The sequence below is a fragment of the Streptomyces sp. NBC_00273 genome, from assembly GCF_036178145.1.
Taxonomy (GTDB): Bacteria; Actinomycetota; Actinomycetes; order Streptomycetales; family Streptomycetaceae; genus Streptomyces.
In genome coordinates this window covers 1,169,198-1,188,882 of the sequence record NZ_CP108067.1, presented here as the reverse complement: position 1 = coordinate 1,188,882, position 19,685 = coordinate 1,169,198, and the positions used below count along the sequence as shown (strand labels likewise).

Genomic DNA, 19,685 nt, shown 5'->3' with positions numbered 1-19,685 from the left:
CGCTCCGGAGGGTTCTCCACCCTGACCGGTGGTTCCCAGAGAGGCAAGCGACTGCTTAGTATGCCCGCGGAGCGTGGTTCCTCGACGGCGGCTGGAGGCCCCGGATGCAGGCATGGCGAGTACATACCCCCGGCGAACCCCGAGAGGCACTGCGCCTCGAAGAGATTCCCGAACCGGTACCCGACGAGGGCGAGGTGCGGCTGCAGGTCCTCGCGGCGAACCTCAACTTCCCCGACGCGCTGCTCGTCCGCGGCCAGTACCAGATCCGCCCGCCGCTGCCCTTCACCCCCGGAGTCGAGATCTGCGGCCTCACCGACGACGGCCGCCGCGTCATCGCCACCGCGAGCCTGCCCCACGGCGGCTTCGCGGAGTACGTGATCGCGTCCGAGCGGGCCGTGCTCCCGGCCCCCGAGAGCCTGAACGACGCCGAGGCCGCGGCCCTGCACATCGGCTACCAGACCGGCTGGTTCGGCCTGCACCGCCGCGCGCGCCTCCAGCCGGGCGAGTCCCTGCTCGTGCACGCCGCCGCCGGCGGGGTCGGCAGCGCCGCCGTCCAACTCGGCAAGGCCGCCGGCGCCACCGTCATCGGGGTCGTCGGAGGCAAGGCCAAGGTGCGCACCGCCGAGGAACTCGGCTGCGACCTGGTGATCGACCGCACGACCGAGGACGTCGTATCCCGCGTGAAGGAGTTCACCGGCGGGCGCGGCGCCGACGTGGTCTACGACCCCGTCGGCGGAGCTTCGTACGCCGCCTCCGCCAAGTGCGTGGCCTTCGAGGGCCGCATCGTCGTCGTCGGCTTCGCGAGCGGAGACGTCCCCGCCCCCGCCCTCAACCACGCCCTCGTCAAGAACTACTCCATCCTCGGCCTCCATTGGGGCCTGTACGCGACCAAGGACCCGGCCGCGATCCTCGCCTGCCACACCGAACTCACCCGCCTCGCCGCCGACGGCACCATCAAGCCCCTGATCAGCGAACTCGTCGCACTCCCCGGCGTCGCCGACGCCGTGCAGCGCCTCGCCGACGGGACCACCACCGGCCGGGTCGTCCTGGCCATGCCCCGGCAGCCGGGTGTGTCCCGATGACCGCGACCACCGCCGAGCACCTGCTCGCACGCGTCCGTGACCTGCTCGCCGCGCACCCGCCCGCCGACACTGACCGCACCGCATTCCTGCGCGCCCGCTTCGACGCCGGACTCGCCTGGGTCCACTACCCCGAAGGCCTCGGCGGACTCGGCGCGCCCCGCTCCCTCCAGGCCGTCGTCGACGCCGAACTGGAGGCCGCCGGCGCACCCGACAACGACCCGCGCCGGATCGGCATCGGCCTCGGCATGGCCGCGCCCACGATCCTCGCGTACGGCACCGACGAGCAGAAGCAGCGCTTCCTGAGGCCCCTGTGGGTCGGCGAGGAGGTCTGGTGCCAGCTCTTCAGCGAGCCCGGCGCCGGCTCCGACCTCGCCGCGCTCGGCACCCGCGCGGTGCGCGAGAGCGGCTCCGGCGACTGGATCGTGGACGGACAGAAGGTGTGGACCTCCAGCGCCCACACCGCCCGCTGGGCCATCCTGATCGCCCGCACCGACCCCGGGCTCCCCAAGCACCAGGGCATCACCTACTTCCTGTGCGACATGCACGCCCCGGGCGTCGAGGTCCGGCCGTTGCGCCAGATCACCGGCGAGGCCGAGTTCAACGAGGTCTTCCTCACCGGCGTCCGCATCCCCGACTCCCACCGCCTCGGCGCCGTCGGCGAGGGCTGGGCGGTCGCCCGCACCACCCTGATGAACGAGCGGGTCTCCATCGGCGGCATGCGCATCCCGCGCGAGGGCGGCATGATCGCCCCCGTCGCCGCGGCCTGGCGCGACCGCCCCGAGCTGCGCACCCACGCCCTCCACCAGCGACTGCTGGAACTGTGGGTCGAGGCCGAGGTCGCCCGCCTCACCGGGGAACGGCTGCGCCAGCAGCTCGTCGCCGGACAGCCCGGCCCCGAGGGATCGGGCATGAAGCTCACCTTCGCCCGGCTCAACCAGGAGATCAGCGGGCTAGAGGTCGAACTCCTCGCGGAGGAGGGCCTCCTGTACGACGACTGGACCATGCGCCGGCCCGACGGCGTCGACTTCACCGGCCGCGAGGCCGGCTACCGCTACCTGCGCGCCAAGGGCAACAGCATCGAGGGCGGCACCAGCGAAATCCTCCTCAACATCGTCGCCGAACGCGTCCTCGGCCTGCCCCCCGAGCCGCGCGACGACAAGGACCTCGCCTGGAAGGACCTGAGCCGATGACCATCGCGGCGGCACCGACCGACCTGCTCTACTCCGGGACCGAGGAGGAGCTCCGCTCCGCCGTACGCGCACTCCTCACCGACCGCTGCGACGCGAAGGGCGTCCTCGACCGGGCCGAGACGGGCCGGCCGCACGACCCGGCGCTCTGGTCCACCCTCGCCGCCCGGATCGGCGCGGCCGGTCTCCTCGTCCCCGAGAAGCTCGGCGGGCAGGGCGCGAGCCACCGTGAGGCGGCCGTGGTCCTGGAGGAGCTGGGCCGGGCCGTGGCGCCCGTCCCGTACCTGACGAGCTCCGTGCTCGCCACGGAGATCCTGCTCGGGTGCGACACCGCGGAATCCGCCCCGCTGCTGCGGGAGCTGGCCTCCGGCAGCACGGTGTGCGTTCCGGCCGTGCCGCTGACGCTCGCTCCGGGCGCGCCCCTCCCGGCCCCCGTCCGGGACCTCGGGGGCGGGGCGCTGACCGGGACGGTCACCTCCGTGGCGGACGCGGTGGCCGCCGACGTCCTGCTGGTCCTGGCCGACACCGGGCTGTACGCCGTCCCGGCCGCCGCGGCCCGGCTGACCCCGCGGGTCCCGCTGGACCTCACCCGCCCGCTCGCCACCGTCACCCTGGAGGCCGCGGCCGGCACCCGTCTCGCCGATGCCGGAACGGCCCGGGCGGCGGTCGCCGGAGCCCTGCTCTCCGGGGCCGGACTGCTCGCTTCCGAGCAGCTCGGGCTCGCCGAGTGGTGCCTGACGGAGACGGTCGGCCACGTCCGGGGCCGCCACCAGTTCAACCGCCCCGTCGGTTCCTTCCAGGCCCTCAAGCACCGCCTCGCCCGGCTCTGGCTCGACGTGGCCTCCGCGCGCGCGGCGGCGAGGGCCGCTGCCGATGCCCTGGCCGCTGAGGCCCCCGACGCCCCGCTGACGGTCGCCGTGGCCCAGGCCTACTGCTCGGGCGTGGCCGTCCGCGCCGCCGAGGAGTGCGTACAGCTGCACGGCGGCATCGGCATGACCTGGGAACACCCGGCCCACCTCTACCTCAAGCGGGCCAAGGCCGACTCCCTGGCCCTCGGCACGGCTGGCCACCACCGCGGCCTGGTCGCGGACTTCGCGGAACTCCCGGCGCCGTAGGCGTCTCGCCCCGGCCGGCCTAGGCCGACAGGACCTAGGTGTATTGATCACGAGCGTTGTTGACACTCGGCAGGTCTTGAACATGGCGAAGACCTCCGGTGTGGTGGGAGCTGTCTAGGAACTCACCGCACGGAGGTCTTCGTGTCCCACCGTAATGCCCGGCTGACCGTCTTCGGTAGGCGCCTGCTGGTCGAACGAGTCGTATCGGGCCGCCCGGTCGCCCACGTGGCCGCCGAGATGGGCATATCGCGGGCCACCGCCCACAAATGGATGCGCCGGTGGCGGACGGAAGGCGAGGCCGGACTGCACGACCGATCCAGCCGGCCACGCACGACACCGCACCGGACTTCGGCCGCCATCGAGGCGAGGGTCTGTGACCTGCGCCGGACCCGCAAACTGGGGCCCGCCCGCATCGGCCCGGTCCTGGGACTGCCCGCCTCGACCGTCCACCGCATTCTGACCCGGCATGGTCTGCACCGCCTGGCCTGGATCGACCGCCCGACCGGCACCCCGATCCGCCGCTACGAACGCGAGCGACCCGGCGAGCTCATCCACGTCGACGTGAAGAAGCTCGGCCGGATCCCCGACGGCGGCGGCCACCGCTTCCTGGGCCGCAACGTCGGCAGGCCAGTGCGGGGAATGGGTTTCGACTACGTCCACTCCGCGGTCGACGACCACTCCCGCCTGGCCTACAGCGAGATCCACCCGGACGAGAAAGTCGCGACGTGCGCAGGCTTCCTCACACGCGCCGCCGCGTTCTTCCACACCCAGGGCATCACCCGCATCGAACGCGTTCTCACCGACAACGCGTGGGCCTACCGCAAAGGCCTGGCCTGGAAGGCCGTCCTGGCCGACCTCGGCGCTGCCGGAAGGCTCACCCGTGCCTACCGGCCTCAGACCAACGGCAAGGTCGAACGTTTCAACCGCACCCTCCTCGACGAGTGGGCCTACCTACGGCCCTACACCTCGAACGACGAGCGGACCGCGGCCCTGGCAGACTTCCTCCACACCTACAACCATCACCGCTGCCACACCGCACTCGACGGCAAGCCACCCATCAGCCGCGTGAACAACCCTGCGGGTCAATACACCTAGCGCCGGGCCGGCCGGGCAGGGGCCGAACGGCCGGTGCGGGCACGGAACGCACCCCGTCCGCCCCGGGGCGCGTCATCCGTCGGCTACGTCCTCGGACTCCCAGCGCAGCAGGTCGCCCGGCTGGCATTCGAGCACCTCGCAGAGCGCGGCGAGCGTCGCGAAGCGCACCGCCTTGGCGCGGCCGTTCTTCAGTACCGCCAGGTTGGCGGGTGTGATCCCCACCCGGTCCGCGAGCTCGCCCACGGACATCTTCCGCCTGGCCAGCATCACGTCGATGTCGACGGCGATCGGCATCAGATCACCTCGTCCAGCTCGGCCCGCAGCTGCGTCGCTTCGACGTCGCGCGCGACGGCCTGGGCGAGCAGCATCCGCAGTACGAGCACGATGAGGGCGACCCCGAGGATGGCCAGGCCGATCCCGCCCATGATGACGGTGACGCCCGGGTCCTCCCGCTGGCCCGGCGCATTGACGGCCGTGACCGCGAACCACAACAGCGCGGCCGCCACGATCGCGCCGATCACGCCGTCCACGTACCGGAAGGCGGCGGGGGAGAACACGGTTCCGCGCCGCACCATCGTCACCAGCCGCCATACGCAGACCAGGGCGACCTGGGCCGCCACCATGCCCAGGATCGTGATCACGCGCATCGGGGTCAGGGGGAGCGTTCCGTCCTCCGGGTCGGTGGCCAACGCCCACACCATCAACACCTGTACCAAAGCGGTGCCGACGAGCACCACCGCGAGCACGGCGCGCAACGCACCCACCGTCAGTTTCCCCATGACCCATCCCTCCATCGACTTACGATGGGAATCTATCGATTCTCGATAGGTAGGGCAAGGGGTCCGACGAAGGGCCCGATCGCATGATCCGTATGCTCGCCGCATGACGGCCACCATCACCGCGCTCTCCGCCGCCGGTCTGCGCGCCCACCGCGACGAACTCGCCGCCCTGCTGCTCGCCGTGGTCGACGGCGGATCGTCCCTCGGCTTCCTCGCCGGGCTCGACCACCAGGGCGCCGCCGCCTGGTGGGACTCCCTGTTGCCCGCCGTCGAGGAGGGCTCCCTCGCGCTGTGGGTCTCCCGCACCGGCGGCCGGATCGACGGCACCGTCAGCTGGTACCGGGAGACCAAGGCGAACGGCCGCCACCGCGCCGAGCTGCGCAAGCTCATGGTCCACCCGGCCGCCCGCGGTCGGGGCACCGCCCGCACCCTGCTCGCCGAGGCCGAGTCGGCCGCCGCCCGAGCCGGAGTGGTGCTGCTGTTCCTGGACACCGAGACCGGCAGCGGAGCCGAGCGCGTCTACCGCCGCGCGGGCTGGACGGAGGCCGGCACCATCCCCGACTACGCCACCGACCCGGCGGGCCGGCTCCGCCCCACGACCCTCTTCTACAAGCAGCTCCGCGGTACCCACGGGTGACCTCGTCCGCCGCGCGGCGTTAGACCCGTAGCCGCCGGCCACCGAGCGAGGGAGACCGTATGTCCGCAGCATCGCCCGCCGCACCACTGACCCGTCGCGCGGTTCTCCGTACCGCCTTCACCGCAGCCGTGCTCGCCGGTACGGCCGCGGCCCTGGCCCCCGTGCTGCGCGCCCGACGTCCCCGGCAGACCCTCACCCCGGCGCCGCTCGCCGAGGAGGAGACCTACCGCGGCCGGCACATCGCCGTCGACGTCGCCGGAGTGCGGATCGACGGCCGCCCGCTGCACGTCATGCGCCGGGCCGACGGCAGCTACCTCAGCGGGATCAACCACTTCCAGTCCTACTCCACGCCACTGGAACTGGCCCGGGCCGCCGTCGACGAACTGGGCACCGCCCAGCTCGCCTTCGCGGCCCCGCACCACGGCTGACAGATTCACGGGAACGGGAGGAACCCCGCATTGCACACCCGGCAGAACCAGAAGAACCTCACCGGCGCCCAGAAGAAGCGCTTCACGGCGGCGGTCCTCGAGCTCAAGCGCAGCGGCGCCTACGACGCCCTCGTGCGCACCCACGACAAGTACTTCGTGCCCGACCGCGACCGCAAGCTGCGCGTCGGGCACATGTCCCCGTCCTTCTTCCCGTGGCACCGGCGCTATCTGCTGGAGTTCGAACGGCAGTTGCAGGAGATCGACCCCGGCGTGAGCGTCCCGTACTGGGACTGGACCGCTGACACCAGCCCCGTCTCCTCCCTCTGGGCCGACGACTTCCTCGGCGGCACCGGCCGGGCGAGCGACCGCAAGGTGATGACCGGGCCGTTCGCCTACGACACGGGCAACTGGACGGTGACCGTGGGCATCACCGAGTCCGCGTTCCTCACCCGCAACCTCGGCCGGCCGCAGAATCCGATCACCCTGCCCACCACCGCCGAACTCCAGTGGGCGATCGACGACCCGACCTACGACGTCTCGCCCTGGGACTCCACGGCCACCGCGGGCGGTTTCCGCAACAAGCTGGAGGGCTGGTCGGCCCCCAGGAGCGAGCGCTGGCGCAACCACAACAAGGTCCACCAGTGGATCGGTGGCCACATGACCGGCGGGACGGCGCCCAACGACCCGGCGTTCTGGCTGCACCACGCCTTCGTCGACCTGATCTGGGACCGCTGGCAGGCCAAGCACCCCGGCTCCGGCTACCTGCCCGCCGCCCCGCTCGCCCTCGGCGACTTCCAACGCGGCCGGGTGATCGCCCTCGACGAGCCGATGCCGCCGTGGAACGTCACCCCGCGCGAGATGCTCGGCCACCAGGGCCTGTACCGCTACGAATGACGCGCGCGGCCCGGTGCCTACCCGCCGTGCGCGCGGACGTGCGGACACGGGGGAAGGGCCCCCGCCACCCGGCGGGGGCCCTTCCGTCCATCAGCCGATCAGCCGATCAGTGGCCGTAGTCGCCACCCTGGGTGTGGTGGTCGCCGCCGCCGGAGGCGTTGACGCAGGTGTTGCCGAACGCCGGGTTCAGCAGGCCGATCACGTTCACGGTGTTGCCGCAGACGTTGACCGGGACGTGCACCGGAACCTGGAGCAGGTTGCCCGACAGGACACCGGGGGAGCCGACCGCCGCACCGTGCGCTCCGGCATCGGCGACAGCCAGACCCGCACCAGCGACCACGGCGCTGCCGGTGACAGCGGTGATGGCGAATGCCTTCGCGATACGCGACATCAAGATCTCCTCATGAGATGTGTGGGGCGCCACAGGACCTGTGGCATTTGACATGGCATACAACGCGGGGAAGGCCAAGGGGTCACGGCCCGTGCGCCTACCCGGTGACGGAAAACCGGACGGAGGCGAAGTACGGCCGCACCTGGCCGACCTCACCGGGCCGAAGGACCCGCAGGGCCCGGCCGGAACACCGGGGGCCCTCGAAGAGGGTCGCCGAACTCCCGGTCCCGTTGGTGACCGCCCGGGCGCCGCCGCCCTCCGCCTCGACGCACCCCCTCGGCGCGGTGAGGCCGTGGACCCGGTCGTCCTGGCCGACGTACTGGAAGTCCGCCCCGGCGGCCAGGGCCGGGCCGGACACGAGCGTGGCGCCCGCGAGCAGCAGGGCGACGGGCACGGCATGGTGGATACGCAGGAATCGCATGCCCGTCCAACCGGGCCGGGCGTGGGCCCGGTCACGCCTTGTCACCCGTTGGACGGCTGTGCGACGGTGCGACGGTGTGACCGGCACCGTCATCGCAGGAGGACGAGATGAGCGCAGAGGGCGCCGCCGACGGCCGCCGCCGGCCGCAGGTCAAGACGGCGGCCGGTGTCGTCGAGGGCCGGACCGGGCCCGGGGGGAGCGCCGTCTTCAAGGGCGTCCCGTACGCGGCCCCGCCCGTCGGAGCCCTGCGCTTCGCGGCGCCTGCGCCCCCGGCCGCCTGGGACGGCGTGCGCGATGCCGGCGCATACGGGCCGACCGCGCCCAAGGTGCCCTACCCGGACGCCTTCGCCGCCCTGCTGCCCGACCCGGTGATCCCCGGGGACGACTGCCTGAACGTGAACGTGTGGACCCCCGACCCGGCCCCCGGGGCCCGGCTGCCCGTCATGGTCTGGATCCACGGCGGGGCCCACACCCGCGGCTCCGCGGCCGTCCCCGTGTACGACGGCTCCGCCTTCGCCCGCGACGGGGTCGTGTTCGTCTCCTTCAACTTCCGCCTCGGCGTCCTCGGGTACGGACTCTTCCCCGATGCCCCCGCCAACCGCGGCCTGCTGGACCAGATCGCCGCCCTCGCCTGGGTCCGCGACAACATCGGCGCCTTCGGCGGGGACCCCGACCGGGTCACCGTCTTCGGCGAATCCGCCGGGGCCATCAGCATCGGCGCCCTCCTGGCCGCCCCGCGCGCGGTCGGCCTCTTCCACCGGGCGGTCCTGCAGAGCGGGGCCCCCGAGGCCCTGCCGCGCCCCCGGGTGCGCGCCATGGTCCGGCGGATGGCCTCGCTGCTGAAGGTGGAGGCCACTGCCGCGGCCTTCACCGCCGCCTCCCTGCCCGACCTGATGGCCGCCCAGGCGGCCGTCCTGCGCAGATCGGGTCCCCTCCTCGGCGGACCCGCCTTCGGCTTGGTCACCGACCCGGACACGGTCCCGGCCGACCCCCTCGACACCCTGTGCGCCGCGGCCGCCGCAGACGAGGTGCCGTTGCTCCTCGGCTGGACCCGCGAGGAGTACCGGCTGTGGCTCGCCCCCACCGGCGGGATGCGGCTGCTGGACCGGCTCGGCCCGGTCGCCGTGGCGCTGGCCCGCGCCCGCTCCGGCAAGGACCGGGCGGCCGTACGCGCGCTGCGCGCCGCGCTGCCCGCGGCGAGCCCCGCCGAACTCGCCGGACAGCTGCTCACCGACCGGCTGCTGCGCGACCCGCTGCGCCGGCTCGCCGGGGCGCGGCGGGCGGCGCCGAGCTTCCTGTACGAGTTCGGCTGGCCCTCCGGCGTTCCGGGCCTGGGCTCCTGCCACGCCCTGGAGCTGGGCTTCGTGTTCGACACGCTCGCCGTACCGGAGGCCGCCTGGCTGGCCGGTCCGGACACCCCACAGGCGCTGGCGGACGAGATGCACGCGGCCTGGGTGCGGTTCGCGGTGACGGGCCGCCCGGGCTGGGCGGCCTGGAACGGCGACGGCCCGCCGAAGGTGTTCGGCGGGCCGTCGCTCGATGGTGCGGGGGCGTCGGTGGTTACTCGACGGGCCCTTCCATGACCTTGCTGATGTACTGGACCGGTCCCTCGCCCATGTTCGGCACATAGGTCTTGGCGTTGTGCTGGCCGCCCTTGATGACCTTCAACTCGGCGTGGATGGGGCCCTTGTTGCCGTAGGTGGCGACGAACTTCTGCACGTCGGGCAGGGTCTTCTTGTTGTTCTCGCTGTCGCCGACCTGGAAGGCGAGGTAGACCTCGGGGCCCTTGGTGTCGATGAGCTGCTTCGCCAACAGCTCCGGGTTGTTCTCGGCCTTCTCCTTGTCGTGGCCCTTCCACAGGGAGGAGTCCGGGACGACGTCCGGGCCGGAGGCGATCACGGCCTTGAACTTGTCCGGGTGCTTCAGCACGGCCTTCAGGCCGGCGAATCCACCGGTGGAGGAGCCCATGAAGGCCCAGCCGTCACGGGACTTGACGGTGCGGAAGTTCGCCTTCATCAGGTCCGGGACGTCCTCGGTCAGCCAGGTGCCCATCTTGGGCTGGCCGGGGATGTCGGAGCCGTCCCAGTAGACGCCCTTGTCGTCCGGCGCGGGGTTGAGGACCGGCATCGCCAGGATGAAGGGCTTGCTCTTGCCCTCCGCGTACCACTTGCTGATGCTGGTCTGGAGACCGAGGTCGGTGCCCATCCAGTAGTTGCTCGGGTAACCGGCGCCGCCCGGCAGGGCGATCATGACCGGGAAGCCGCTCTTGGCGAACTTCGGGTCGTTGTACTCCTTGGGGGCCCAGACCCAGACCTTGCCCTTGAAGCCGGACTTCTTGCCGTCCAACGTGGTGACGGCCACGTGCGTGCCGTCGGGGAGGGTCATCGTGTTCTTGAACTCGGCGGCCGGTCCGGTCGGCATGAGCATCTTGGAGTTCGGCGGCGGAGCGTCGTTCTTCTTGCCGCCCCCCGCGGGCGTCTGCCCGAAGGACACCGAGGAGCCCTTGTCGGTGAACGGGGGTATCTCGTAGTGGTTCAGCACGAGCGCGGCTATGCCGGCGAGCGCGAGCACGGACGCGCCCGCTATCAGCCAACGGCGCCCCCGCGACCTGCGGCGCGGCTGCTCGGGCTCCTCGTGGTGGCCCTGCTGCCCGTACTGCGGCTGCTGCCCGTACTGCTCCTGCGGTGCGTACTGCGCCTGCTGCCCGTACGGCTGCTGGGGGCGGCCGGGCGGCGGCTGCTGTCCGTACGGCTGGCCGTACTGGTCGCCGTGGGGCGGCTGCGGTATCTGTCCTTCCGGCCGGTACGGCTGGTACTGCTGCCCGTCGGGTGCGTACGACATGTGCGGTGGCTCTCCGGCTGGTGCTGCCCCAGGGGGGCGGGGTGGTCTGACTGCTGGGTCCTTCCGTTCGAAGGATGAACGAAAGCATGTCAGGGTTCCGTACTTTCCCTACTCTTGGGGTGCCCTGGGGGAGGCCATTGCCCGGCGCCCGTGCGCCCGGTGGAGTTCACGGACCCGCCCCCCCTCCGTGCCTGGCTCTTGTGCAGGTCGCTGGGTATGGTGCCCCCGCGCCGCCCCCGGAACCCCACCCCGCCCCGGAGTCATCCCATGACGCTCCAGCGCCGGATCCTGATCCTGGTCACCGCCGTGGCCCTGCTCGCGGCCGTGGGCGTGCTCGCCGTCGTGCGGGCCTCCTCCCGCGCCGACGAGAAGGACCGCGCCCGGCCGGGCGGGCCGCCGGTCGCCCCGGGCGCGGTCTCGCTGGCGCCGGGCGACGGCGGCCGCCGGATCGCCTTCCGCAACATGGCCTGGGGGCCGCACCGGGACGAGCTCACCACGGTCTTGGCCGGCGCGCCACAGGGGGCCCGTACCGCGTCCGGGGTGAGCTGCCTGCGCTTCCACGCGGCCCGGGGCACCGGGATCTGCCTCCAGGCGGACCGCGGCGGGGTCCAGGAGGGCTACCGGGCCGTCGTCCTCGACGCCGGACTGAAGGAGGTGTCCGCCCACCCGCTGGGCGGTCTGCCCACCCGGGCCCGGGTCTCGCCGGGCGGGCACCTCGCCGCCTGGACCGTCTTCGTCGGCGGGGACTCGTACGCGGGTACGAACTTCTCGACGCGGACCTCGGTGCTCGACCTGCGCACCGGCACGCTCGACGCCTCGCTGGAGGACTTCACGATCCTGAAGGACGGCAAGCCGTACCGCAGCGCCGACGTCAACTTCTGGGGGGTCACCTTCGCCGCCGACGAGCGGACCTTCTACGCGACCCTCGCCACCGGCGGCCGGACCCACCTGGTCCGCGGGGACCTGGGCGAACGCACCGTGACCACCCTGCGCGAGAACGTCGAGTGCCCGTCGTTGTCACCGGACGGGACCCGGGTGGTCTTCAAGAAGCGCGTGGCGGGCCTGCCGGCCGAAGCGCCGTGGCGGCTGTACGCCCTGGACCTGGCCTCCGGAGCCGAGACCCCGCTCGCCGAGGAGCGCAGCGTGGACGACCAGGTGGTGTGGACGGATGACCGGACCGTCGTCTACGCCTTGCCGGGGGACTTCGGCGCCGACCTGTACGCCGTACCGGCCGACGGGAGCGGCGCCCCCGCCCGGCTCATGGACTCGGCCCTCGCCCCGGCCTTCCTCGGCTGAGGAGGCCGCGGCGAGGGCCGGGGCGGGAGCGCCTTCCGTTCTGTGGTCCGGCTGGACGCGGTTACGCGGGGATCAGGGTCTTGCGGCGCCGCTTGCGCTGCGCGCCCGCCGACAGCCTCAGCTCGATGATCGACCGCACGGCCGGCCACTCCTCGTCGAGGATCGAGTAGAAGGCAGTACTGCGGACGGCGCCGTCGAGGCCCCGCGAATGGGCCCGGCGGACCCCCTCGCAGGTGAAGCCCAGACGTTCCATGGCGGCCCGCGACCGGCCGTTGCGCGCGTCCGCGCGCAGCGAGATGCGCCGCACCCCCCAGGTCTCGAAGGCATGGCGGAGCATGAGCAGCTTCGCCTCGGTGTTGATGCCGGTTCCCTGGGCGCCCGGGGACAGCCAGGTATTGCCGATCTCGGCGGCATCGGGGATCGCCGTCGCCGGATCGCCGAACGGGACTCCGGGCACGGCGGGCCAGACCAGAGGCCCCTGCCAGTAGTCGAGTTCCAGGAACCGGGTCGAACCGACGACCCGCCCGTCGGTGGCTCTGACCACCGCGAACGGGAGCGATCGACCCGCTGCCTGATCGGCGAGGGCACGTTCGATGTACTCGTGTGACGCCTGCACACCGTGGGGCACGGGAGTGAAGGCGTAAGTCGTACGATCCTCGGCCCCGGCCACGGCCAGAGCCTCGGTGTGGTGGGGGGCGAGGGGCTCGAGCCGCACGGTGCGGCCCGCGAGGTGTACGGGTACGGGCACGGAGCCTTCGGTCCTTCTGGGCGGTGGGGTGGTTGCACAGTCTGCGTCCATGACGTCGCCCCCCGTGCAAAACACGAGTGAAAGGCAACCGGCTGTCAGGTGAACGCGAGTGGCTCAATGTAGCTCCTTAAAGTCCTCTCATGAACCCCCAATTTGGCAATGGCGCGACACTGATTTCCGGGGACTTGGGTCCCGGCCCCGGAGGGCCCGTAATCATGATCGACGGACATCCCTTCAACCGCACGGCGTGGGCCCCCCAGACGGCCGCCCCGGCCGCCTCCGACTGCCGTGCGATCATGTCTGACCTGCGGTGATGCGGATGGAGTCGGGTGCTCCCGGGCGGAGCCCCAGTCGGAGGTCCCGCGGACGGGGCCGCCGTTTCGCCGGTCCGCGCAGCCGTCGAACGCATGGCCGTCGGTGGTGTGTCCGTGAGCGGTCCGACCACGGGAGGGGTACGACTGCGCCACCCGGGTCCGGTACGGCCCCCGCAGGGCCGCCGTAGAGTCGGAGCGGTGCTTCCGTCCGTCGAGGAGGGCGTTCATGCTGCGAGGTTTTGCGACGATCAACTTCTGGGCCGACGACCTGGAGGCCGCGACGGCCTGGTACACCGAGCTCCTCGGGATCGCCCCGTACTTCGAGCGGCCCGGATACGCCGAGTTCCGCATCGGTGACTACCAGCACGAGCTGGGCATCGTCGACCGCCGCTACGCCCCGCCGGCCGCGGCGAAGGACCCGGGCGGCGCGGTGGCGTACTGGGCAGTCGACGATCTTCCCGCGGTCCGCGCGAGGCTCCTGGACCTGGGGGCGACGGAGTACCAGCCGGTGACCGCGCACGGCGACGCCGGCTTCGTCACGGCGGCCGTCACCGACCCCTTCGGCAACGTGCTCGGCATCATGCGCAACCCGCACTACCTGGAGGTCCTCGAAGGGGCGACCCCGGACCCGGCCTGACCCGGGCCCCGCGCCGCTGAGATCATTTCGGGTATGGACGACGTACTGCGGCGACTGGCCGCCGTAGGACCCTTCTTCACGGTCCCCTACGGGCAGGAACCCCCCGGCCCCGGCTTCCGGCCGCTCACCGCGCTGTACGGGGAGCAGCTCGGGCCGTACGTGGCCGAGGTGGGCCGGCGGATCGGCACCGGACCGGGCCGGGTGGCCGCCTCGACCGCACAGTTCGGGATCGTCTCCCGGCTCTGGTCCCTGGGGCTCGGCTGCGCGGCACTGGCGGGCCGGGTGCCGGACCTGGCCGCCGACCGGGTGTGGTGGCGGATGCCGGACGCGGGATCGCTCCAGCTGTGGCTGCCCGAGCCCGCCCCCGGCCTGCCGGCCGAGGCGCTCGGGGAGAACGTCCTGGCGAACCTGGCGGTGCTCGACGAGGGCCTGCGCGAGCGCTTCGGGGTCTCGCCGAAGGTCCTGCGGGGGAACGCGGCGTCCGGGCTCGTCGGGGCGCTGCGCGTGCTGATCGACCGGGTGCCGGGCGGCGCGGCCGTGGAGCTGGCGGGCGCCCTGCTGGCCGACGGCGGAGCCCTGGCGGGCACCGGCACCTTCATCCACGAGGAGGGGCTCGGGGTGGCGTTCGTACGGCGCAGCTGCTGCCTCTACTACCAGGTCCCCGGAGGCGGGCTCTGCGGCGACTGCGTGCTGCGGACCGGGCGGCGGACGGGCTGACGGACGGCCCGGCAAACGGCCCGACAGGCGGTCCGACGGCCCCGGTCGGCGCGCGCGGCCGTTCGGAGCAAGGGAGGGCGCGCCTCGCCCCGGCCCGCCACGGGCCCCGCGTACGGTCCGCTGCATGACCGCTCGTACACCGCACCAGCCCTCCGCACTCACCCGCCGCGCAGCCCTGACCGGGCTCGCCGCGGGGGCCGGGGCGCTCGCCGTCGGGGGCGGGGCCCGCACCGCAGCCGCCGCGCCGAAGCCGTCCGCCAAGGCCGTGGATCCCACACCCGGAGCGATGAAGCTCTTCGACGATCCCGGCTTCAACTTCGCGGGCCTGCTCGCGCTCGGCGCCGCCGGCATGCGCGCCTCCGAGGTGGGCGAGGTGCTGACCGCGGTCAACGCCATCAACGCGGCGGGCCTGTCCGAGCAGACGTTCAGCGACACCTTCCGCGCCTGGGGGGACCGGCTCGCCGCGCCCCCGGCCGCCGGCCGCCACGGCCACGGGGCCCCCTCGCAGACCCGCCGCTTCCGGTCCCTGCGCGCCGCCCAGTACTACGCGCAGGCGCTCTTCTACGTGCTCGGCACCGACCACCCCGGTGACGAGGAGGCCGTCTACCTGGCCGGGCGCGGAGCCTGGGACACCTTCGCCGAGCTCTGCTCACCGGCCGCCGTCCGCGCGAAGGTCCCGTACGGCAAGACCCACCTGCCGGTCTGGTTCTTCCGCCCGGACGGTCCCGCCGAGCCGCGCCCCACCGTGATCCTCACCAACGGCAGCGACGGCCAGAACCTCGACATGTGGACCTACGGCGTGGCCGCCGCCCTCGGCCGGGGCTGGAACGCCCTCGTGTACGACGGACCCGGCCAGGGGCAGCTGCTGTTCGTCGAGGAGATCCCCTTCACCACCCGCTGGGAGAAGGTGGTCGGCCCGCTCATCGACTGGCTGGAGCGCCGCAAGGACGTGGACAGCGGCCGGATCGCGCTCACCGGCCTCAGCATGGGCGGCAACCTGGTCGCCCGCGCCGCCGCCTTCGAACACCGGCTCGCCGCCGTCGCCTGCCAGCCGGGCTGCGTCAGCCCCTGGCTGGGATTCGACGCGGAGCTGCGCGCCATCGTCACCCCCGACAAGGAGGAGACCAACCGGGTCTGGAACGAGGAGGTCGTCCCGGAGCTGACGCCGGAGCTCGCCTTCACCGTCAAAAAGCGCTTCGAGATCTTCGACGGGCAGGCACTGCGCCAGGCCCGCGAGGGCGTCGTGCTCACGGACGTGTGGACCCCGGCGCAGGTGGCCATGGGCCTCGACATCACCAAGGTGGTCGGGAGGATCAAGGCCCCGACGCTGGTCCTGGACTACGACTTCGAGCTGTTCTACCCGGGCCAGCCGCAGCAGATGTACGACCTCCTGCGCACGCGCCGGGAGTACGTGAAACTGACGGAGGCCACCGGGGCGCAGTTGCACTGCTCCCCGATGGCCCCGCAGCAGCACTGCGACGTCGTCTTCGACTGGCTCGCCGACGTGCTCCAGCGCTAGCCCCCGTCCAGAGCTTCCGGAGGACCTCCTAGAAGGTCAGGTTCCAGGAGTCGACCTTGCCGGTGTCGCCGCCGGCGTTGTCGTTGACCCGCAGCTTCCAGGTGCCGTTGGCGACCTCGGAGGAGGCGTTCACGGTGTAGACCTGGTTGATGTTGTCGGTGCTGCCACCCGCGCGGTTGTGCACGGTGTAGACGGTGCCGTCCGGCGCGACCAGGTCGACCTTCAGGTCACCGATGTAGGTGTGCACGATGTTCACGCCCACCTTGAGGGTGGCCGGGGCGTTGCCGGTGACACCGCTGACGGTGATCGGGCTCTCCACCGTGGTGTTGTCGCCGATGGCGACGTCACCGGTGTTCTCGAAGTACTTGCCGGGCGGCGGGGTGCTGCCGACGGCCTTCAGCGCGTCGACCTGGCCCTCGCCGAAGAAGCCGTTCTTCGCCGTGGTGCCCTTGCAGCGGCTGTCCGACGGGCAGGCGACGTCGTTGGCCTGGGTGGCCAGCTTGTCGCGCAGCTGCGCCGGGGTGATGCCCGGGTTGGTGCTGGCCAGCAGGGCCGCCACACCGGCGACGTGCGGGGACGCCATCGACGTACCGCTCATGGTGCCGTACTTGCCGCCCGGCTGGGTGCTGTAGATGCCGACGGTGTCGCCGCCGGGGGCCGTCACGTCGACGACGTTCAGGCCGTAGTTGGAGTACGAGGCCTTCGCGGTGGTGCCCATCGCCGAGACCGTGACCACGCCCGGGAGCTCGGTCGGGATGTCCAGGCAGGCGTTGGTGATGGTGCGGGTGACCGGCGTCGAGTCGTTCGGGCTCTCGGTGTCGGTCGTCTTGTTGGCCAGGTCGATGTTGGAGTTACCGGCTGCTGCGACCTGGAGCGAGCCCTTGCCCTCGGCGTACTCCTGGGCGCGCTTGACGCCCTCGATGATCGCGGCCTGGTCGGCGTTGTCCGGGCAGTTGAACTGCCACGGGTCCGTGTAGTAGCTGTTGTTGGTGACCTTGAAGCCGTGGTCACCGGCCCACATGAAGCCGCAGACCGTGTTCTCGGCGAAGAAGAGCGAGGAGCCCGGCTCGGCGATGCGCACCGAGGAGATCTTCACGCCCGGGGCCACGCCGATGACGCCCTTGCCGTTCTTGGCGGCCGCGACCGTACCGGCCACGTGCGTGCCGTGGGTGCCGACGTCCCGCCAGGCGCCCGTGCGGGTGTCCGGCTTGCCGTAGGCACAGGAGGCGGAGTCCGCCGCGTTGAAGTTCGGGGCCAGGTCCTGGTGCTGGTCGTCCACACCGGTGTCCAGGATGCCGACCTTGACGGAGGCGGAACCGGTGGTCACGGCCCAGGCCTGGTCGGCCTTGATCTGGGTCATGTCCGCGCGGACCGGCTCGCCCGAAGGCGTCGTGGCCTGCGTCGGGTTGGCGGGCAGCGCCGGGTTGTAGGCGTCCGCCGGCACGTCCGAGGTGCGGGTGGCGCCGACTTGCTGGACGCCGCTCACACCGCGCATGGTGGTGGCGAAGGTACCGGACGCGGAGTGGGCGACGATCACGCCGATCGCGTCGTAGTACTGGAACACCGTGCCGCCGTTGGCGGTGACGGCGCCCCGCACCGCCGTGGTGTCACCGGGAGCGGTGATCACGAGGTAGGCACGGGTACCGGCAACCCAGGTCGCACTCTGGGAAGTCGGGGCCGCAGCCTTGGGGGCCGCCGCGGGGGCGGGGGCCGAGGAGCCGCCCGGCGAGACGGGGGCCGTGCCGGCGAGCGCGGCCGGGGCCCCGAAGGCGAGTGCCGCGCCGAGCGTGGCGGCCAGCACGAGGGTACGTCGAGGTCGGCTGGATATGTGGGGTATCAATGCGTCCTCCGAAGACCCGGTGGTCAGGCCGGGTCGAACGAAACGAGTGGTGGACGCAAGATGTCATGCACACAGCCTGTTACGGAAGTACCTTTTACAGCCGGGGGGTTCGGATATCGGTGGCCGAATACCGACTATGGGTGCAAGTGCGGAGAATGCGGCGGGCCGACCGGGCTGGGCACCGTGGGGGCGAGCCCTGCCCGGTCGGCCCGTGGGGGCGTACCGGCTAGACCGGCACCCCGTCCTTGGGGGTGACCGAGGGCTGCGGTACGGAACTCGGGGTTCCATTGGAGCCGTCGGAGCCGTCGGCCGCGGCGGACTGCGCGGGTGCGTCCTGCTGCGGTGCCCCGTGCCCGTCGTCCACCAACGTGCTCTCGTCGAACGGCAGCCGTCCTGCGAGGACTTCGCGGGCGCGTGCGTGGTCGAGTTCCTTCGTCCACGTCCCGATGAGCACCGTGGCGACCGCGTTGCCCGCGAAGTTCGTCAGGGCCCGGGCCTCGCTCATGAACCGGTCGATGCCCACGATCAGGCCGACGCCGTCGACCAGTTCCGGCCGGTGCGACTGCAGTCCGCCGGCGAGGGTGGCCAGGCCCGCGCCGGTGACCCCGGCCGCGCCCTTCGAGGCGATGATCATGAACAGCAGGAGCGAGATCTGCTCGCCCAGCGCCAGCGGCTTGCCCATCGCCTCGGCGACGAACAGCGAGGACATCGTCAGATAGATGGCCGTCCCGTCCAGGTTGAAGGAGTATCCGGTCGGCACGGTGATCCCGGTGACCGGTCGGGAGACCCCCAGGTGCTCCATCTTCGCGATCAGCCGGGGCAGCGCCGACTCGGAGGAGGAGGTCGAGAGGATCAGCAGGAACTCCCGGCCCAGATAGCGCAGCAGGGCGAAGACGCTGACCCCGGTGCACACCCGGAGCAGCGTCCCCAGGACCACGAACACGAAGAGCAGGCAGGTCGTGTAGAAGCCGATCATGATGACGGCCAGGGACTTCAGCGCGTCGATGCCGGTGGCGCCGACCACCGCCGCGATCGCCCCGAAGGCGCCCACCGGAGCCGCCCACATGATCATCGCGAGTACCCGGAAGACCATCTTCTGGACGTGCCCGATGCCCCGCAGCACCGGCTCGCCCGCCGCGCCCATGGCCTGGAGCGCGAATCCGCAGAGCAGCGCCACCAGCAGCGTCTGCAGCACCTCGCCGCCGGTGAAGGCGGACACGAGCGTGGTCGGAATGATCCCGAGCAGGAACTCCGGCGTGCTCTCGGCCCCGCCCGCCTTGGCCTGCGCCTCGCCCGCGCTGCGCGCCGCCTCGGTCAGGTGCAGCCCGCTGCCGGGGTCCAGGAGGTTGCCGACCAGTAGTCCGATGGCCAGGGCCACCGTGGACATGACCATGAAGTAGCCGAGGGCGAGCCCGCCCACGGCACCCACCTTGGCGGCTTTGCGCACGGATCCGATGCCCAGCACGATCGTGCAGAAGATCACGGGCGAGATCATCATCTTGATGAGGTTGACGAAACCGGTGCCCAGCGGTTTGAGCTCCACGGCCACGCCGGGGGCGGCGAAGCCGACGGCGATGCCGAGCAGCACCGCGCCGATCACCGCGATGTAGAGATAGTGCGTTCTGTCGCGTCTGGCGGCCACGATGCCTCCCGGTGGTGATTACGTTCGGGGAGACCATCGCCCAGGCTTGTGACCCCGGTCACCCTTGCGTTCATTGAGTTCACGACCCGGTGCACACTGAGC

The 19,685-nt window shown here is 72.1% G+C and carries 20 protein-coding genes; 12 read left to right on the top strand and 8 right to left on the bottom strand.

What is annotated here, in order from left to right; all coding sequences use genetic code 11:
• The first annotated feature begins 104 nt into the window (after positions 1 to 104).
• The 4 genes from OG386_RS05020 to OG386_RS05005 all read left to right on the top strand — a co-directional run bounded on the left by OG386_RS05020 (position 105) and on the right by OG386_RS05005 (position 4,479).
• Positions 105 to 1,082 carry an NADPH:quinone oxidoreductase family protein gene (locus tag OG386_RS05020; RefSeq protein WP_328786942.1) on the top strand — a complete coding sequence of 326 codons (978 nt, stop codon included), beginning with the start codon at positions 105 to 107 and terminating at the stop codon, positions 1,080 to 1,082.
• On the top strand, positions 1,079 to 2,272 hold the full coding sequence (locus OG386_RS05015; protein ID WP_328786941.1) for an acyl-CoA dehydrogenase family protein: 1,194 nt from the start codon (positions 1,079 to 1,081) through the stop codon (positions 2,270 to 2,272). Before OG386_RS05020 ends, OG386_RS05015 begins: the two co-directional genes overlap by 4 nt.
• Positions 2,269 to 3,384, top strand: coding sequence for an acyl-CoA dehydrogenase family protein (locus OG386_RS05010; protein ID WP_328786940.1), 1,116 nt, complete (start codon positions 2,269 to 2,271; stop codon positions 3,382 to 3,384). The genes OG386_RS05015 and OG386_RS05010 overlap by 4 nt, the downstream gene beginning before the upstream one ends.
• A 141-nt stretch (positions 3,385 to 3,525) precedes the next feature.
• A complete protein-coding gene (locus OG386_RS05005; RefSeq protein WP_328786939.1) occupies positions 3,526 to 4,479 on the top strand; it encodes an IS481 family transposase in 954 nt (317 codons plus the stop codon).
• A 72-nt stretch (positions 4,480 to 4,551) separates the two neighbouring features.
• On the opposite strand, the gene OG386_RS05000 is transcribed toward OG386_RS05005, so the two are convergent.
• Both OG386_RS05000 and OG386_RS04995 read right to left on the bottom strand, forming a co-directional pair.
• A complete protein-coding gene (locus tag OG386_RS05000; protein WP_266607641.1) occupies positions 4,552 to 4,773 on the bottom strand; it encodes a helix-turn-helix domain-containing protein in 222 nt (73 codons plus the stop codon).
• Positions 4,773 to 5,258, bottom strand: a complete 486-nt coding sequence (locus tag OG386_RS04995; RefSeq protein ID WP_328786938.1) for a DUF2975 domain-containing protein — start codon at positions 5,256 to 5,258, stop codon at positions 4,773 to 4,775. Before OG386_RS04995 ends, OG386_RS05000 begins: the two co-directional genes overlap by 1 nt.
• Positions 5,259 to 5,361: 103 nt before the next feature.
• Between OG386_RS04995 and OG386_RS04990 the strand changes: the two genes are divergently transcribed.
• Genes OG386_RS04990 through OG386_RS04980 form a run of 3 tightly spaced genes read left to right on the top strand, consistent with a single transcriptional unit; the run spans position 5,362 to position 7,217 of the window.
• Positions 5,362 to 5,895 carry a GNAT family N-acetyltransferase gene (locus OG386_RS04990; protein ID WP_328786937.1) on the top strand — a complete coding sequence of 178 codons (534 nt, stop codon included), beginning with the start codon at positions 5,362 to 5,364 and terminating at the stop codon, positions 5,893 to 5,895.
• A 59-nt stretch (positions 5,896 to 5,954) separates the two neighbouring features.
• On the top strand, positions 5,955 to 6,323 hold the full coding sequence (locus OG386_RS04985) for a tyrosinase family oxidase copper chaperone (protein WP_328786936.1): 369 nt from the start codon (positions 5,955 to 5,957) through the stop codon (positions 6,321 to 6,323).
• Positions 6,324 to 6,353: 30 nt separating this feature from the next.
• On the top strand, positions 6,354 to 7,217 hold the full coding sequence (locus OG386_RS04980) for a tyrosinase family protein (RefSeq protein ID WP_328786935.1): 864 nt from the start codon (positions 6,354 to 6,356) through the stop codon (positions 7,215 to 7,217).
• Between the two features lie 106 nt (positions 7,218 to 7,323).
• On the opposite strand, the gene OG386_RS04975 is transcribed toward OG386_RS04980, so the two are convergent.
• Together OG386_RS04975 and OG386_RS04970 are read right to left on the bottom strand one after the other, a co-directional pair.
• Positions 7,324 to 7,608, bottom strand: coding sequence for a chaplin (locus OG386_RS04975; RefSeq protein ID WP_328786934.1), 285 nt, complete (start codon positions 7,606 to 7,608; stop codon positions 7,324 to 7,326).
• A 97-nt stretch (positions 7,609 to 7,705) separates the two neighbouring features.
• Positions 7,706 to 8,029 (bottom strand): hypothetical protein, encoded by a 324-nt coding sequence (locus tag OG386_RS04970; RefSeq protein ID WP_328786933.1) that lies wholly within the window; start codon positions 8,027 to 8,029, stop codon positions 7,706 to 7,708.
• Positions 8,030 to 8,136: 107 nt separating this feature from the next.
• Here OG386_RS04970 and OG386_RS04965 point away from each other — a divergent pair, with 107 nt between their 5' ends.
• On the top strand, positions 8,137 to 9,612 hold the full coding sequence (locus OG386_RS04965; RefSeq protein WP_328786932.1) for a carboxylesterase/lipase family protein: 1,476 nt from the start codon (positions 8,137 to 8,139) through the stop codon (positions 9,610 to 9,612).
• Here OG386_RS04965 and OG386_RS04960 read toward each other — a convergent pair.
• On the bottom strand, positions 9,590 to 10,870 hold the full coding sequence (locus OG386_RS04960; protein WP_328786931.1) for an alpha/beta hydrolase: 1,281 nt from the start codon (positions 10,868 to 10,870) through the stop codon (positions 9,590 to 9,592). The genes OG386_RS04965 and OG386_RS04960 overlap by 23 nt on opposite strands.
• 267 nt (positions 10,871 to 11,137) lie before the next feature.
• Between OG386_RS04960 and OG386_RS04955 the strand changes: the two genes are divergently transcribed.
• Positions 11,138 to 12,166, top strand: a complete 1,029-nt coding sequence (locus tag OG386_RS04955) for a TolB family protein (RefSeq protein WP_328786930.1) — start codon at positions 11,138 to 11,140, stop codon at positions 12,164 to 12,166.
• A gap of 61 nt (positions 12,167 to 12,227) precedes the next feature.
• Here the strand turns inward: OG386_RS04955 and OG386_RS04950 are convergent, their stop codons facing one another.
• On the bottom strand, positions 12,228 to 12,914 hold the full coding sequence (locus OG386_RS04950) for a GNAT family N-acetyltransferase (RefSeq protein ID WP_150261243.1): 687 nt from the start codon (positions 12,912 to 12,914) through the stop codon (positions 12,228 to 12,230).
• A 540-nt stretch (positions 12,915 to 13,454) separates the two neighbouring features.
• Here OG386_RS04950 and OG386_RS04945 point away from each other — a divergent pair.
• From OG386_RS04945 to OG386_RS04935, 3 genes are all read left to right on the top strand, one after another.
• Complete coding sequence (locus tag OG386_RS04945; RefSeq protein ID WP_328786929.1) at positions 13,455 to 13,865, top strand: VOC family protein; 411 nt, start codon at positions 13,455 to 13,457, stop codon at positions 13,863 to 13,865.
• Positions 13,866 to 13,898: 33 nt separating this feature from the next.
• The gene (locus tag OG386_RS04940) at positions 13,899 to 14,582 is read left to right on the top strand and encodes a (2Fe-2S)-binding protein (protein ID WP_328786928.1); all 684 of its coding nucleotides are present in this window, start codon (positions 13,899 to 13,901) and stop codon (positions 14,580 to 14,582) included.
• A 124-nt stretch (positions 14,583 to 14,706) separates the two neighbouring features.
• The gene (locus OG386_RS04935; protein ID WP_328786927.1) at positions 14,707 to 16,101 is read left to right on the top strand and encodes an alpha/beta hydrolase family protein; all 1,395 of its coding nucleotides are present in this window, start codon (positions 14,707 to 14,709) and stop codon (positions 16,099 to 16,101) included.
• A gap of 28 nt (positions 16,102 to 16,129) precedes the next feature.
• Here the strand turns inward: OG386_RS04935 and OG386_RS04930 are convergent, their stop codons facing one another.
• Entirely contained in the window at positions 16,130 to 17,902 is a 1,773-nt protein-coding gene (locus tag OG386_RS04930) for a S8 family peptidase (RefSeq protein ID WP_328786926.1), read from the bottom strand.
• A gap of 265 nt (positions 17,903 to 18,167) precedes the next feature.
• Positions 18,168 to 19,583: a cation:dicarboxylate symporter family transporter gene (locus OG386_RS04925; protein WP_328786925.1), complete on the bottom strand. Its 1,416-nt coding sequence runs from the start codon at positions 19,581 to 19,583 to the stop codon at positions 18,168 to 18,170.
• Positions 19,584 to 19,685 lie beyond the last annotated feature (102 nt).

Bases quoted from the DNA above. Each gene is read 5' to 3' on its own strand.
- OG386_RS05020 (WP_328786942.1), top strand. From the start codon at position 105: ATGCAGGCATGGCGAGTACATACCCCCGGCGAACCCCGAGAGGCACTG.
- OG386_RS05015 (WP_328786941.1), top strand. From the start codon at position 1,079: ATGACCGCGACCACCGCCGAGCACCTGCTCGCACGCGTCCGTGACCTG.
- OG386_RS05010 (WP_328786940.1), top strand. From the start codon at position 2,269: ATGACCATCGCGGCGGCACCGACCGACCTGCTCTACTCCGGGACCGAG.
- OG386_RS05000 (WP_266607641.1), bottom strand. From the start codon at position 4,773: ATGCCGATCGCCGTCGACATCGACGTGATGCTGGCCAGGCGGAAGATG.
- OG386_RS04995 (WP_328786938.1), bottom strand. From the start codon at position 5,258: ATGGGGAAACTGACGGTGGGTGCGTTGCGCGCCGTGCTCGCGGTGGTG.
- OG386_RS04990 (WP_328786937.1), top strand. From the start codon at position 5,362: ATGACGGCCACCATCACCGCGCTCTCCGCCGCCGGTCTGCGCGCCCAC.
- OG386_RS04985 (WP_328786936.1), top strand. From the start codon at position 5,955: ATGTCCGCAGCATCGCCCGCCGCACCACTGACCCGTCGCGCGGTTCTC.
- OG386_RS04975 (WP_328786934.1), bottom strand. From the start codon at position 7,608: ATGTCGCGTATCGCGAAGGCATTCGCCATCACCGCTGTCACCGGCAGC.
- OG386_RS04970 (WP_328786933.1), bottom strand. From the start codon at position 8,029: ATGCGATTCCTGCGTATCCACCATGCCGTGCCCGTCGCCCTGCTGCTC.
- OG386_RS04965 (WP_328786932.1), top strand. From the start codon at position 8,137: ATGAGCGCAGAGGGCGCCGCCGACGGCCGCCGCCGGCCGCAGGTCAAG.
- OG386_RS04960 (WP_328786931.1), bottom strand. From the start codon at position 10,870: ATGTCGTACGCACCCGACGGGCAGCAGTACCAGCCGTACCGGCCGGAA.
- OG386_RS04955 (WP_328786930.1), top strand. From the start codon at position 11,138: ATGACGCTCCAGCGCCGGATCCTGATCCTGGTCACCGCCGTGGCCCTG.
- OG386_RS04945 (WP_328786929.1), top strand. From the start codon at position 13,455: ATGCTGCGAGGTTTTGCGACGATCAACTTCTGGGCCGACGACCTGGAG.
- OG386_RS04940 (WP_328786928.1), top strand. From the start codon at position 13,899: ATGGACGACGTACTGCGGCGACTGGCCGCCGTAGGACCCTTCTTCACG.
- OG386_RS04935 (WP_328786927.1), top strand. From the start codon at position 14,707: ATGACCGCTCGTACACCGCACCAGCCCTCCGCACTCACCCGCCGCGCA.